Source organism: Agathobaculum ammoniilyticum (assembly GCF_025567315.1).
Taxonomy (GTDB): Bacteria; Bacillota; Clostridia; order Oscillospirales; family Butyricicoccaceae; genus Agathobaculum; species Agathobaculum ammoniilyticum.
Genome location: NZ_JAOQJE010000006.1, coordinates 161198 through 175586, shown reverse-complemented (window position 1 = coordinate 175586; position 14389 = coordinate 161198). Strand labels below are relative to the sequence as shown.

Here is a 14389-nt window from a genome sequence, read left to right as displayed (position 1 = left end):
GGCGCTCTAAAATATGCGCTCACAGCGCGCCGCCGCAGCCGGAGCAAAACGCATCCTCCCTGCTGCACGGACGCCCGCAGTGCGGGCAGGTCACGACCGACTTCATGCCTGCAAGCTCCTCGCGCAGCGCGGCAATCCTGGCCTGCTTCTCATCCACCAAATCGATCTTCTGATCCATTTCCTCGTTAGAGACCTCTGTTCCCCGATGCAGCTCATACACCATTCTGCCGATCTCTTTGAACAGCACCTCGCATTCGGTATTCAGATCAAAAATCTGGAGGTTGATCCGCGTCGCGCTGGCAAGCTCGGTCGCTTTCTTTCCGGCGGCATCCGCCGCGCGGCCAGCCGCTTTGCTGGTCTTATCCGCCATTACCTTGACCTTTTCCAAAAACGTCTGCATTTTTGCATCCATGGGTCCTCGCTCCTTCCAACGGGACTGTCCGCCCCGCTATATTGCATTTTATTATACTGCATAGCCCTATAAAAAGCAAGCGCGCCTGTATTTTACCCAATAAACTCGTGCAATACCGAATCCTCGGGGATAAAATCCGTATAATCGATCGGCGCTACCTGATCAAGCACCGCGCCGACCGGCACGAGACCCGCCCTGCCAAGCTCCTCCCGATGCAGGCGGAGCTTGGGCGCCAAATACTGCATGAGTATATTGAGCTCATACGGCAGGAAGGTGTCCACCGTCAGGTTGGCCTGCCCGCGATGCGGCGCGATATACAGCTTTTCTCCGCGCCGCACTGAGTTCCACTGGCGCAGCGTGTCCTCGACTGGCGAATTGCGGAACAGGCTGTCCCGCATAGCCCGCCGCAGGAAGCGGAGCATATACGGCTCGACCCGCGCCCCCTCCTTGGGGACGACCGCGCTTGCCACGGACAGGTAAACGCCGGTCGCCGCGTGCGCGAGATCCCCCATGATGACCGGATTGAACGAGTGGATCCCCTCGATCAGCACGACCTCGTCCGGATCCAGACGCAGCGAACGCGCGTGCGGGATTGAAGTACGCGTTTCAAAATCAAAACGGGGCAGGTCGATTTCCTCTCCTGCGACCAGCTGGGTCAAATGCTGGCTCAGCAGCGGCAGATCCATACATTCCGGACTTTCCAGGTCAGGCACGCCGTTTTCCGTGTCCGGCGGGATGTCATAGCTGCCGACCGTGCGGTAATAATCGTCCATCGAGATCATCTCCGCATGGATGCCGCGTTTTTCCAGCGCGCGGCCGATCCGGTCGTTGGTCGTGGTCTTTCCGGACGAGGAGGGGCCGTTGATCAGCACGATCGGCTTCTGACGGCTGTTTTCCGCGATTTCCTCCGCCACCTGATCCACCTGCGCATGGTACGTCCGTTCACATTCCGCGATAAAGTCGGCCGCATCGTACCGCGCGCGGTGGTTGATATATTTGAGTGTGTATTCCGCCATAGCCGTGTTCCTCCTTACTGCTTTGGGAAAAGCAATTTACGCTTACCACCGGCGAGCCGGTCCGCCGCCCGAATGTATTCGAGCGGATACTTGGGGTTGTTCGTTCGCTCGATCCAGCCCGTGTCCCGCTCGACGCGCTTGGAAACGCCGCCCGCGCCGAGCGACAAAATGGTTTGCAGCTCCTCCATCATGGCCACATTGTAGAAGCATTCGGTCCCCGGCCGACACCAGCCGACATTCTCAAAGCCGCCGGTGGTGAATTTCTGCCGGTACAGGTAATACGGGCCGTAGCCCGCGCCCTGCAGCGCGCGCGAGGCGCCGTCCAGCATACGCGCCACCGCCTCGCGCTGTGCGGCGGCGGCCTGCTTATCCGTCAGATCCGCCCCTCGCTTGATGGCCAGCGTATGTACCGTGATATTCTCCGGCGCAAGGCCGATCAAGGTATCCACCGTTCGGGCGAAGCTGTCCGGCGTATCGCCGGACAGCCCCGCGATCACATCCATGTTGATGCCAGCAAAGCCCGCCCGCCGCGCCTCGTCATAGGCGCGCAGCACATCGCACGCCACGTGCCTGCGCCCGATCGCGGCCAGCACCGCGTCGTCCATGGACTGCGGGTTGATGCTGACCCGTCCCACGCCCGCCGCGCGCAACACGCGCAGCTTGCCCTGTGTGATCGTATCCGGACGCCCCGCTTCCACAGTATATTCACAAAGTCCGGAAAAATCAAAGCTTTGTTCAAGTGTGTCAAGCAGGCGCGAGAGCTGGTTCTCGTCCAGCGTGGTCGGCGTGCCGCCGCCGATATACACGCTCTGCACCCGCCGGCCCGCCTCGCGCACCAGCGCGGCGGTCTCTCTGATCTCACGGCACAGCGTTTCCAGGTACGGCTCGATCAGGTGGCCGGACTGCGCGGTCGCGGAAGATACAAACGAGCAGTAATAGCACCGCGACGGGCAAAACGGGATACCGACATAAAGGGAAATATCCTTTTCGCCCATCCGCTTATCCATCTCTATCGCCGTTGCGGCCGCGCGTATGGTCAGCGCCGTGCGCTCCGGCGAAACATGGAAGTGCTCCCGCAGGTACTCTGCCGCCTCGCCGCGCGCCATCCCCCGCTCGATCAGCCCGCGCGCGAGCTTGGCGGGGCGCACGCCGGTCAGGCTGCCCCATACGGGCGGCTGGGCAAGCGACGGCACCACAGCCTCGTACACGGTCGTCTTGACCAGCTCGGTGACCGTGCGTTTATAAGCAATCGGCGCAAGCCCCTGAACCGACGCGCACCGCTCGCTGCGACGCGTTACGCCGCCGATGCGGACGTCGGCGCAAGCCCGCGCCCTGCCGTCCACTTCGGTCAGGACGCTCCGGCAATAGTCCCCCGTCCCGTCCGCCGCATCCACGGCATCCGCCCGCGCAAGCGCCGCCGTGGGGAGCAGATGGAACAGCATTTCCTCCACCGCATGCTTGAGCGCGTGTCCCTCCAGCGTATAAATCATCGTCTGCCAACCGCCTGCGCCATATAGGGATTGGCCGCGCGCTCCTCGGACAGGGAGGAGATGCCCTCATGCCCGGGCAACACCTTGTAATCCCCCTCCAGGTCGTGCAGACGCCGCAGCGACCGCAGCATCTGCCCGAAATCACCGCCCTCCAGGTCGCACCGGCCGCATTCATGCCGGAACAGCGTGTCGCCCGTGAACAGGCAGTCGCCAATCCGGATGACCGACGAGCCGGGCGTATGGCCAGGGGTGTTCATATACGTCGCCGTCATCCCGCCGAACGTCACTTGTGTCCCCTCGTTCGCCAAAAGATCCGGCTTATCCTCCACATAGGCGCTGGCCAACGAGCGGAACTGACCCATATTCTCCCGCTTGAGCAGCCACAGATCCCCCTCGGGTACGACATACTGCGCATGGGTTGCCGCCAGCACCTCGTGCGCGGCAAGGATATGGTCAAAATGCGCGTGCGTCAGCAGAACATATTTGATATCCAGCTTTTCCTTTTTCGCCGCGCTCAGGATAGAGGTGGCGTTGTCGCCTGGGTCGATCACCGCGGCCTCGCGGCTCTTTTCATCGTATACAATATAACAGTTCGTGGCGACCATGCCCACGCAAAGCTGCATGATTTTCATAAGCTGGTTCTCCTTTCCCTCACCGCATCTGTGCGGTATCCATCCATAGTGTGACCGGCCCGTCGTTGCACAGGTCGACCTTCATATCCGCGCCGAACTCGCCGGTTTCGACCGGCAGGCCGCTTTGCCGACAGCGCGCGATGAACGCCTCGTACAGCGGGACCGCGGTTTCGGGCCGCGCCGCGGCGGTAAAGCTCGGCCTGTTTCCCTTTTTGCAATCCCCGTACAGGGTAAACTGCGATACCACGAGGATGCCACCGCCCACATCCGCGAGCGAGCGGTTCATCTTGTCGTTCTCATCCGTGAACACCCGCAGCTTAACCGTCTTGTCGGCCAGATAAACCGCGTCGTCCACCGTGTCTCCATCCGTGATGCCCAGCAGGATCAGAAAGCCCTGTCCAATCTCTCCGCGCACCGCGCTGCCGATCGTCACCGATGCGCGCGTCACGCGCTGAATGAGTGCTCTCATAGCTTTTATTCTCCGTTTCCATTCCGCACACCTCGTGCAGCTTCTAACAGAAAAATGCCGCGGAGCGGCATTTTTCATAAAAACCGCGAACCCATATCACAGTTTTTATTCCCCTGAATGCGGAAATGTTTCGCCTCCCGAAGCCTTTCCGCGCCCTCTCGGCCGCGGCTGCACGCCGCAATCCAATACTCAATTTGTATCCACTGTACGCGTCACATCCACCACACCCTTGATCGACCGCAGGCGGCTGATCAGGTTATCCAGCTGGTGTACGCCCGCGACGTCGACCATCGCGTTGATCACGCCGTAGCCGTCGTTAAGATCCCTTGCCGAAATCTCATGCACATTGATCTTGCAGACCGCGAAGATCGTCGTCACGTCGTTCAGCACCCCGATACGGCTGCGGGTCGATATCTGCAGGCCGGTCGAGAACCGGCCCGCACGGTCCGCGGTGACCTGATCCTCGTCCCACCAGGCTTTTACCCAACGATCCGGATCCTCCGCCACATGGACGTTGACACAGTCCCGACGGTGGATAGACACGCCGTAGCCGCGCGTGACAAAGCCGATGATCTCGTCGCCCGGGATCGGCGTGCAGCAGCGCGCGAATTTGACCAGGCAGTTGTCGATCCCCTCGACCACCACGCCGGTCGAGCTGCGCGTCGTGCGGCGCTGCTGTTCGACATGGGGGTGATTCTGATGCTCCGCAATCTCCCGCTGGCGGCGCAGCCTTCCCACGTCGTCCTTGACCTTGTTGATGACCTTGGTCAGCGTGATGCCGCCGTAGCCGATGGCGGCGTACAGCTCGTCGAGCGTGTTGAACGAGAACTTGTTAAGCGTGTTCTTCTGTACTTCCTCGTTCTCGTAAAAGCCGTTGTACAGCAGGTTGGCGCGCAGCTCGCGGTCCAGATCCTCGCGGCCGTTGATGATATTCTCCTCACGGCACTCCTTTTTGAACCACTGCTTGATCTTGTTGCGCGCCTCGGTGGTTTTGACAATCTTGACCCAGTCGCGGCTGGGTCCATGCGCCTCCTTGGAGGTCAGGATCTCCACGATGTCGCCGTTTTTCAGTTGGCTGTCGATCGGCGCGATGCGGCCGTTGATCTTGGCGCCGGTCATCCGGTTGCCGACCGCGGAATGGATGGCGTAGGCTAGGTCGATCGGGGTCGCGCCCGCGGGCATGTTGACCACGTCGCCCTTGGGCGTGAACACGAACACCTCGTCCGCGAACAGATCCACCTTGATATTTTTGATGAAGTCCTCGGCCTCGGTGTCCTGCTGCGCCTCGAGCAGCTGGCGGATCCAGGCGAAAGCCTCCTCGTTGCCCTTTTTATCCAAGCCCTGCTTGTATTTCCAGTGCGCCGCGACGCCGTATTCGGCCATCTTGTGCATCTCGGTCGTGCGGATCTGTATCTCGAACGGGATGCCCGCGCGGCCGATGACCGTGGTGTGCAGGGACTGGTAGCCATTGGGCTTGGGCGTGGAGATATAATCCTTGAAGCGTCCGGGGATAGGCTTATACAAGTCATGCACATAGCCGAGTACATTATAGCAGTCCGCCACCGTATCCACGATCACGCGCACCGCGCAGATATCATAGATCTCGTCGATCGTCTTATGCTGGGCGTACATTTTGCGGTAAATGGAATAAATATGCTTGACGCGCGCCGAAATCGTATTATGGATATGCGCCTCCGCCAGCTTCTCGCTGATGCGCTCCTGTATCCCCTTGAGGAATTCCTCGTGCTGCTCGCTCTGCGCCCTGAGACCCTCGACGATCTCGTTATAGCCGATCGGGTCGAGCACCTTGAGGCACAGGTCCTCCAGCTCCCATTTGATACGGCTCATACCCAGCCGGTGCGCGATCGGCGCATAGATCTCCATGGTTTCGAGCGCCTTGTCGCGCTGCTTGCGCTCGGGCAGGAACTGGAACGTGCGCGCGTTATGCAGCCGGTCGGCCAGCTTGATCAGGATGACGCGGATATCCTTGGCCATGGCGAGGAACATCTTGCGCAGGTCCTCGAACTGCTCCTGCTCCTTGGAATAGCGCAGCATGCCCAGGCGGGTAACGCCGTCCACCAGCTCCGCGACAGGCGTGCCAAACTTGTTTTCGATCTCCTTGTAGCCGAATTGCGTATCCTCGATGCAGTCGTGCAGCAGCGCGGCGCAGATCGAATCCGTATCCAGCCCCATTTCAACCACGATCTCGGCCACCGAGACCGGATGGATGATATACGGCTCGCCGTTTTTCCGCTTTTGCCCCTCGTGCGCCGCGGAGGCGCACTCATAGGCTGCGCGGATTTTTTTAATATTCGCCTGCGGATTCTGTTTCTGCACGCGCTCGATCAAAAAATCCAGTTTATTCTGCATATAATTTCCCCCTCGGCTGTCATCCCGCCATGCTTTGCAGCGTGGCAAGGACGACCGAGCCCGATATATCCGCCTTACCCTCGTAAGGCTTGAGCAGGATGTTGAGCATCCCCTCTTTGAAATGGTAGCTGATCAGGCTCGACTCGGAAAACACGTCGAGACACACGAACAGCTTGCCAATATTGATCTCCCTGCGGCTTTCCCAGGCGATACGGCGTGAGAGCGCGTTGGATGGTACGGAAAGGCGGCCGTCCTCCGCGCGGCACACGATATGCCGCCATACCGCGACCAGATCGCTGCGGTCGGGCAGCAGGATGCGCGCCTCCCGCGCGGTCAGCGGGCCATCCGCCATGTAGGTGTTATACAGGTTGAGCAGCTTTTGGTCGGCAAGGTTTTCGCATTCGCTCAGCCGCACGTCGCACAGCGTCAGCTGCACCGAGCGCCGGCCCCGAAACTCGTTGATCTCCAGGTGGAACGCCGCGTCGACCATATTCCCCTGCGCAAAGCCCAGTCCGCCCACGCCCGTGCCGAACAGCATGGCCGACCAGCGCTTCCCGTCCTTTACCAGCGTCAGCCGGACATGGCGGTCGCTTGAAATGGGCGTGATCTCCTCCACGGTCAGATCCTTCATGCAGAATACCGGTTCTTCATTCTGCATGCCGTATGGTTCGAGCACGGAAAGCGCTTGGATATTTTCCAGCGTGATCCATTCCGGCTCGATCATGCAGTCGATAGGCAGCTGCGGGATCAGATCGGCCATGGAAACATGGTTTTCTGCATAGGCGCGCAGCCGTTCCCGCAGCGCCTCAATATGCGCCGCGTCCACCGTCAGCCCTGCGGCAAGCTCATGCCCGCCGTAGCGCTGCAGCAAATCCCCGCACGAGGTCAGGGCTTCGAACAGGTTGAAGCCCTTGACCGACCGACCGGAGCCTTTGCCTGTCCCGTCCTCGTCCAGCGCGATCAACACGACCGGACATCCATACCGGTCGCACAGGCGGGAACACACAATGCCGATCACGCCGTGATGCCAGCCTTCCCCCGCCAGCACGATGATCTTATCCTCCAGCGGATTGTATTCCATGCGCAGGCGGGCAAGCGCCTGCGTCAATATCTGGTTTTCCTCATTCTGCCGCCGCTTGTTCTGTTCGCACAGCTCTGCGGCCAGCATCTGCGCGCGCACGGGGTCGCGCGTCAGGAACAGCTCGGCAGCCAGTTCGGCCTGTCCCATCCGGCCCGCGGCGTTGATGCGGGGCGCCAGAACAAAGCTGATCGCAGCGGAGGTCAGGCGCTTATGCTTCATGCCGGCCTCGCGCAGCAGCATTTCCAACCCGATGTTGCTGGTTTCGGCCATCTTTTTCAGCCCCGCCGCGACGATAATGCGGTTCTCCCCGACAATCGGCATCACATCCGCTACCGTGCCGAGCGCCAGCAGATCGGCGTAACGGGCGAGCACAGTTCCGGCATCGCCCTCGAGCGCGCAGATCAACTTGAACGCCACGCCCACGCCCGCCAAGCTGCCGAACGGATAATCGCAGTCCGCGCGCTTGCAGTCCACGACGGCGTCCGCTTCGGGCAGGCTGTCGTGGCATTCGTGGTGGTCGGTAATCACGACCTTCATACCGAGCGCGCGGGCTGCGGCGATTTCCTCGTCCGCCGTAATGCCGGAATCGACCGTGATCAGCAGGCGCGTCCCCTGGCCATACAGCCGCTCCATAGCCGCGCGCGAAAGGCCGTAGCCTTCGTTCAGACGGTTCGGGATATAATATTCGCAGACCGCGCCTTTGCTGCGCAGATAATCCACCATGATGCAGGTCGCCGTGATACCGTCCACATCATAATCACCGTAAACGACGATATGCTCGTTATTCTCAAGCGCGCGGCGGACGGTCTGGACTGCCCTGTCCATATCGGCCATCAGGAACGGGTCGTGCAGCCCTTTGGAGTCGCAGCTCAGATAACGCTCCGCGGCCTGCGCCGTATCGATCCCGCGCGCGGAAAGGACCGCGGCGGTCAACGGCGCGCAGGCGCAATCGTGGGCGAGCATGCGCACACGCGGCTCGTCCAGCGCGGCAATCACCCAATGTTTGGTTTTCATAAAACTCCCTCATTTATTTTCGATTATCATTATTATACCAAAATTATTGATATGGGACAAGGGAGTATACAAAAATGTCACAAAACTCGCACAAAATTTTATCATCCATCCGGCAAACTGCCAAACCACTTCGCAAAAAACTTGCCTGGCGGCGCGCATTTGGGTTGCCGCCCCCCGCCGGATATCCCTTTGCCATGCAAAACACCCCCGACGGTGTCGGGGGTGTTTCTTTACCGCTTCTCCTCGCGCTGTCTGCCGCGTTCAAGCACCGGCTTCAGATATTGACCGGTATAGGAGCCTTCGCACGCGGCGACCTCCTCCGGCGTGCCCGCGGCCACCAAGCGGCCGCCGCCGTCCCCGCCCTCGGGACCGAGGTCGAGGATATAGTCCGCGGTCTTAATCACGTCCAGGTTGTGCTCGATGACGACCACGGTGTTGCCCGCGTCCACCAGTTTCTGCAGCACGTCCACCAGGCGGTGTACGTCTGCGACGTGCAGGCCGGTGGTTGGCTCGTCCAGGATATAGATGGTCTTGCCGGTCGAGCGCTTGGACAGCTCGGTGGCGAGCTTGGCGCGCTGCGCCTCGCCGCCGGACAGCGTGGTGGACGACTGCCCGAGCTTGACGTACCCCAGCCCGACCTCGCGCATGGTTCCCAGCCGCCGGGCGATCTTAGGCACGTTGGCGAAGAACTCGCACGCCTCGTCCACAGTCATGTCGAGCACCTCGTAGATATTTTTGCCTTTGTAGCGCACCTCGAGCGTTTCCTTGTTGTAGCGCTTGCCCTTGCACACGTCGCAGGGCACATATACGTCCGGCAGGAAGTGCATCTCGATTTTCAAAAGGCCGTCGCCCGCGCAGGCCTCGCAACGGCCGCCCTTGACGTTGAAAGAGAACCTGCTCGGCCCGTAGCCGCGCGCCTTTGCGTCCGCGGTCTTGGCGAACAGGTCTCGGATATCGTTGAACACGCCGGTATAGGTCGCGGGGTTGGAGCGCGGCGTGCGCCCGATGGGCGACTGGTCGATATCGATCACCTTGTCCAGATAGGACAGGCCGACGAACTTATCGTGCGCGCCCGCGCGCGTCTTGGCGCCGTTCAGCTCGGCGGCGAGCTTTTTGTACAGGATCTCGTTGACGAACGAGGACTTGCCCGAGCCGGACACACCGGTCACGCAGGTGAGCGTACCCAGCGGAATGGTGAAATCCGTGTGCTTGAGGTTGTTCACCGCGCAGCCCTTGACGGTCAGCTTTTTGCCGTTGCCCTTGCGGCGCACCGCAGGCACGGGGATGCACTTGCGGCCGGACAGGTACTGTCCGGTGATGGACTGCTCACTTTGCAGCAGCTCGTCCACCGTGCCTTCAAACACGACCGCGCCGCCGTTCCGGCCCGCGCCCGGGCCGATATCCACGATATGATCGGCGGCGAACATGGTATCCTCATCGTGCTCGACCACGATCAGTGTATTGCCCAAGTCGCGCAGGCGTTTAAGGGTCGCCAGCAGCTTGTCGTTGTCGCGTTGATGCAGGCCGATGGACGGCTCATCCAGGATATACAGCACCCCCATGAGCGACGAGCCGATCTGCGTCGCCAGCCGGATGCGCTGGCTCTCGCCGCCGGACAGCGTGCCGGAGGCGCGCGACAAGGTCAGGTATTCCAGGCCGACCGACTGCAGGAAGCCCAGCCGGTCCTTGATCTCCTTGATAACGCGGTCGCCAATCTTGTGCTGCATCTCGGTCAGCTGCAGGGTCTGTAAAAACTCCATCGCTTTGACGACCGACTTTTCCGAAAATTCGGCGATGTTCAGCCCGCCAATCGTGACCGCGAGCACCTCGGGCCGCAGGCGGCGGCCGTGGCACGCGGGGCAGGGGATCTCGCTCATGCACTCCTCGATCTCGGCGCGCGAATAGTCGCTGGACGTTTCCTTATAGCGGCGCTCGAGGTTCACGACGATGCCCTCGAACGGCTGGCGCATCACGCCGCCCGACACGCGGCTGACCGACAGCTCGAGCGGCTCGTCTCCAGTGCCGTACAGCAGCTCGTGCAGCGCCTTGTCCGAAAAGTCCTCGATCGGGGTGTCCAGCGTGAAGCCGTGCTTTTTGCCGAGCGCGGTGAAGTACATGCCCGCGATCGTCCCCGGCTCGGCGCTGCCCCAGCCGGACGCGCGGATCGCGCCCTGTTTGATGGACAGCTTTTTGTTGGGGATGATGCGGTCCGGATCGACACGCATCTGCATGCCGAGGCCGGTACACACCGGACACGCGCCGTACGGGTTGTTGAACGAGAACATACGCGGTGTCAGCTCCTCAATCGAGATGCCGCAGTCGTCGCACGCATAGTTCTGCGAGAACGCGATCGGCTCGCCGCCGACTACGTCCGCGATGACCAGCCCCCCCGAGAGCGCGGACGCAGTCTCGACCGAGTCCGTGATGCGGCCGCGCGCGTCCGGCCGGATGACCACGCGGTCGACCACAATCTCGATGTTGTGCTTGTGGGTCTTGGCCAGCTTGATATCATCGGACAGGTCGCGCACCTCGCCGTCCACGCGCACACGGACGTAGCCCGCCTTGCGCGCGTCCTCGAGTACCTTGACGTGCTCGCCCTTTTTGCCGCGGATAACCGGCGCGAGGATCTGGACGCGCGTTTTTTCCTCCAGCGCCATCAGCCGGTCGATGATCTGGTCGATGGTCTGCTGGTGGATTTCCTTGCCGCACTTGGGGCAGTGCGGCGTGCCGATGTTCGCCCACAAAAGGCGCAGGTAGTCGTAGATTTCGGTGACCGTGCCGACCGTCGAGCGCGGATTCTGCGAGGTGGTCTTCTGGTCAATCGAAATCGCGGGCGAAAGGCCGTCGATGTAGTCCACGTCCGGCTTGTCCATCTGCCCCAAAAACTGCCGCGCGTAGCTGGACAGCGACTCGACATAGCGTCGCTGTCCCTCGGCATAAATCGTGTCAAACGCCAGCGACGACTTGCCCGAGCCGGACAGTCCGGTCAGCACGACCAGCTTGTCGCGCGGGATCTTGATATCGATATTTTTCAGGTTGTGCTCGCGCGCACCCTTTACGTGGATAAATTCCTGCATGTTCACCTATCCTTATTCCAAAAATGCAGTATCTCTTTTCTGGTTTTATTACAGCTCGATCACGCTGCCCGCCGCAAGGAGCGAAATCCGCTCCCCAAACGTTTCGCGCAGCACCTCGAACGCATGCGCGCCGGTACAGTGGCCGGTGTAGTAACGGCTGCTCGTGTGCGCGAGCCGCGCCGCGACCGCGCGGATCGCCTCATCCGGCTCGCTTTTGCCGGTGGACGGGCTGAACAGGTGCATCCCGCCGACGACAGCGTCCGGCGCGCGGCCGAGAAGCTCTCCGGCGCGGGCGCAGATATTCACCACGCCCCGATGGGCGCAGCCAGTAAAAAGCACCGTCTTATCCCCCTCGCGCACGAGCAGGCTCTGCTCATGCAGGAAGCGGTCGGGGAAATATTGCCCGTCCGCCCGCTCGCACAGCGTGCGGTTGCCCTGCGGCACGCAGTCTGCGCCCGTGACATCGGAGAACAGGGTCAGGGTGTCGTCTATCCGCGCCACGCCATCCACCCGCCGCAGACGCGGGCTGTGTGCGAGCGCGCTGTCCAGCCCAATCTCCCTGATACCCTCCGGCTTGTGCGAAAAATGCGGCTCGAACGCCCGCTCATGCACATAGACCGGCGCGTGGCTGTTAACGCTCAGGAACGCCGCCAATCCCCCGCCGTGGTCGTAATGCCCGTGCGAGAGAAAGGCGATATCCACCGCTCCCAGGTCGGCGCCCAGCCGCGCCGCGTTGCACACGAACAGGCCGGTCTGACCCATGTCGAACAGCAGCCTTTTCCCGTTCGTCTCGATATAAAAGCTCAGGCCATGCTCGCAGGCAAACGCCGGCGCGCACGCGGTGTCCTCCATCAGGGTGACAATCCTCATCTGCCTTCCTCCAATGCCTTGATCTGGTCGCGCAGCTGGGCGGCGATCTCGAACTCGAGCATCTTGGCCGCCTCTTTCATCTGGCGGGTCAGGCGGGCGATCTCCTGCTGACGCTCGCCCTTGGTGCGCAGCTTTTTCTTGCTGCTCGTCGGCACGTTGGAGGTGATTTCGATCACGTCCTGCACCTTCTTTTTCACCGACTGGGGCGTAATGCCATGTGCCTTGTTGAACGCATCCTGAAGGGTGCGTCGGCGTTCGGTTTCGTCCATCGCACGGCGCATAGAGGGCGTGATGCTGTCCGCATACAGCACGACCATGCCCCTCTCGTTGCGCGCGGCACGGCCGATGGTCTGGATGAGCGAGGTTTCCGAGCGGAGAAAGCCCTCCTTATCCGCGTCCAATATCGCCACCAGCGACACCTCGGGGATATCCAGACCCTCGCGCAGCAGGTTGATGCCCACCAGCACGTCGAACACGCCCAGGCGCAGGTCGCGCACCAGCTCCTGCCGCTCGATGGTCTTGATATCGTGGTGCATGTAGCGCACCTTGATGCCCGCGTTTTCCAGATAGGCGGTCAGATCCTCGGCCATCTTTTTAGTCAGCGTCGTCACCAGAATGCGCTCGTCCTTGGCGGTACGCGCGTTGATCTCGCCGATCAGGTCGTCGATCTGCCCCTCGACCGGACGCACGACCACCTCTGGATCGAGCAGGCCGGTCGGGCGGATGACCTGCTCAACCACCTGTCCGGAGCGGGACAACTCATACTCCGCCGGCGTCGCGGACACATATACGATCTGGTTAAGGCGCTCGTTGAACTCATCGAAGTTCAGCGGGCGGTTATCGTAGGCCGAGGGCAGGCGGAAGCCGTTCTCGACCAGACTCTCCTTGCGCGCGCGGTCACCGTGGTACATGGCGCGCACCTGCGGCAGGGTGACGTGGCTCTCGTCCACAATCAGCAGGAAGTCCCTGGGGAAATAGTCGATCAGCGTAAACGGCGCCGAACCCGGCGCGCGGCGCGAGAGCACGCGCGAGTAGTTCTCGATGCCGCTGCAAAAGCCGATCTCCTGCAGCATTTCAATATCGTACCGCGTGCGCTGCGCGATGCGTTGCGCCTCTATCAACTTGCCGTTTTGCTCAAAGAATTTGACGCGGGCCTCCAGCTCGTCCTCCAGATCTCGAATCGCGGCCTGCAGCTTGTCCTTGGGCGTGACGTAATGGCTCGCGGGGAAGATCGCGGTGTGTCCCAGCTCGCCCAGCACCACGCCGGTCAACGGGTTGATGCGGCTGATGCGGTCGATCTCGTCCCCGAAGAACTCGATGCGCACCACGTCCTCGTCCGAATAGACCGGCCAGACCTCGACCGTGTCCCCGCGTACGCGGAAGCGGTTGCGCTCGAACGCGATGTCGTTGCGCTCGTACTGGATGTCGATCAGGCGGTGAATAAGCTGCTCGCGGCTGATCTCCGTACCTGGACGCAGGGAAACGACCATCTTCTTGTAGTCGATTGGGTCGCCCAGCGAATAGATGCAGGACACAGAGGAGACGATGATCACGTCCCGCCGCTCGGAAAGCGCCGAGGTAGCCGAGTGGCGCAGGCGGTCGATCTCGTCGTTGATGGCCGAGTCCTTTTCGATATAAGTGTCGGTCGAAGCGATATAGGCCTCGGGCTGGTAATAGTCGTAATAGGACACGAAATACTCGACCGCGTTGTGCGGGAAGAACTCCCGCAGCTCGGTGCAGAGTTGCGCGGCCAGCGTCTTATTGTGCGCGAGCACCAGCGTCGGCCGCTGGGTCTGCTCGATAATATTGGCCATGGTGAAGGTCTTGCCCGAGCCGGTCACGCCCATCAGGGTCTGCTCGGTCAGGCCGTTCTGGATGCCCTCAACCAGCTTGGCGACCGCCTCCGGCTGGTCGCCCGCCATTTTGTAAGGGCTTACGATTTGAAAATCCGGCATTCC

General features: G+C 61.4%; 10 protein-coding genes. All 10 read right to left on the bottom strand.

What is annotated here, in order from left to right:
• Positions 1 to 19: 19 nt before the first annotated feature.
• The 10 genes from OCV66_RS08725 to uvrB all read right to left on the bottom strand — a co-directional run bounded on the left by OCV66_RS08725 (position 20) and on the right by uvrB (position 14386).
• Positions 20 to 412 (bottom strand): hypothetical protein, encoded by a 393-nt coding sequence (locus OCV66_RS08725; protein WP_147574154.1) that lies wholly within the window; start codon positions 410 to 412, stop codon positions 20 to 22.
• Positions 413 to 504: 92 nt separating this feature from the next.
• Entirely contained in the window at positions 505 to 1428 is a 924-nt protein-coding gene (locus OCV66_RS08720; protein WP_054327331.1) for a uridine kinase family protein, read from the bottom strand.
• Between the two features lie 14 nt (positions 1429 to 1442).
• Positions 1443 to 2918 (bottom strand): coproporphyrinogen dehydrogenase HemZ, encoded by a 1476-nt coding sequence (gene hemZ, locus OCV66_RS08715; protein WP_147574153.1) that lies wholly within the window; start codon positions 2916 to 2918, stop codon positions 1443 to 1445.
• Positions 2915 to 3550, bottom strand: coding sequence for an MBL fold metallo-hydrolase (locus OCV66_RS08710; protein ID WP_054327329.1), 636 nt, complete (start codon positions 3548 to 3550; stop codon positions 2915 to 2917). The genes hemZ and OCV66_RS08710 overlap by 4 nt, the downstream gene beginning before the upstream one ends.
• Before the next feature lie 19 nt (positions 3551 to 3569).
• Entirely contained in the window at positions 3570 to 4019 is a 450-nt protein-coding gene (dtd, locus tag OCV66_RS08705) for a D-aminoacyl-tRNA deacylase (RefSeq protein WP_054327328.1), read from the bottom strand.
• Between the two features lie 189 nt (positions 4020 to 4208).
• A complete protein-coding gene (locus OCV66_RS08700; RefSeq protein ID WP_107632009.1) occupies positions 4209 to 6389 on the bottom strand; it encodes a RelA/SpoT family protein in 2181 nt (726 codons plus the stop codon).
• A 19-nt stretch (positions 6390 to 6408) separates the two neighbouring features.
• On the bottom strand, positions 6409 to 8484 hold the full coding sequence (recJ, locus tag OCV66_RS08695) for a single-stranded-DNA-specific exonuclease RecJ (protein WP_054327327.1): 2076 nt from the start codon (positions 8482 to 8484) through the stop codon (positions 6409 to 6411).
• Between the two features lie 230 nt (positions 8485 to 8714).
• A complete protein-coding gene (uvrA, locus tag OCV66_RS08690; protein WP_107632007.1) occupies positions 8715 to 11561 on the bottom strand; it encodes an excinuclease ABC subunit UvrA in 2847 nt (948 codons plus the stop codon).
• A 48-nt stretch (positions 11562 to 11609) separates the two neighbouring features.
• Positions 11610 to 12431, bottom strand: coding sequence for an MBL fold metallo-hydrolase (locus OCV66_RS08685; protein WP_054327326.1), 822 nt, complete (start codon positions 12429 to 12431; stop codon positions 11610 to 11612).
• Positions 12428 to 14386: an excinuclease ABC subunit UvrB gene (gene uvrB / locus OCV66_RS08680; RefSeq protein WP_054327325.1), complete on the bottom strand. Its 1959-nt coding sequence runs from the start codon at positions 14384 to 14386 to the stop codon at positions 12428 to 12430. The genes OCV66_RS08685 and uvrB overlap by 4 nt, the downstream gene beginning before the upstream one ends.
• Between the last annotated feature and the right edge of the window lie 3 nt (positions 14387 to 14389).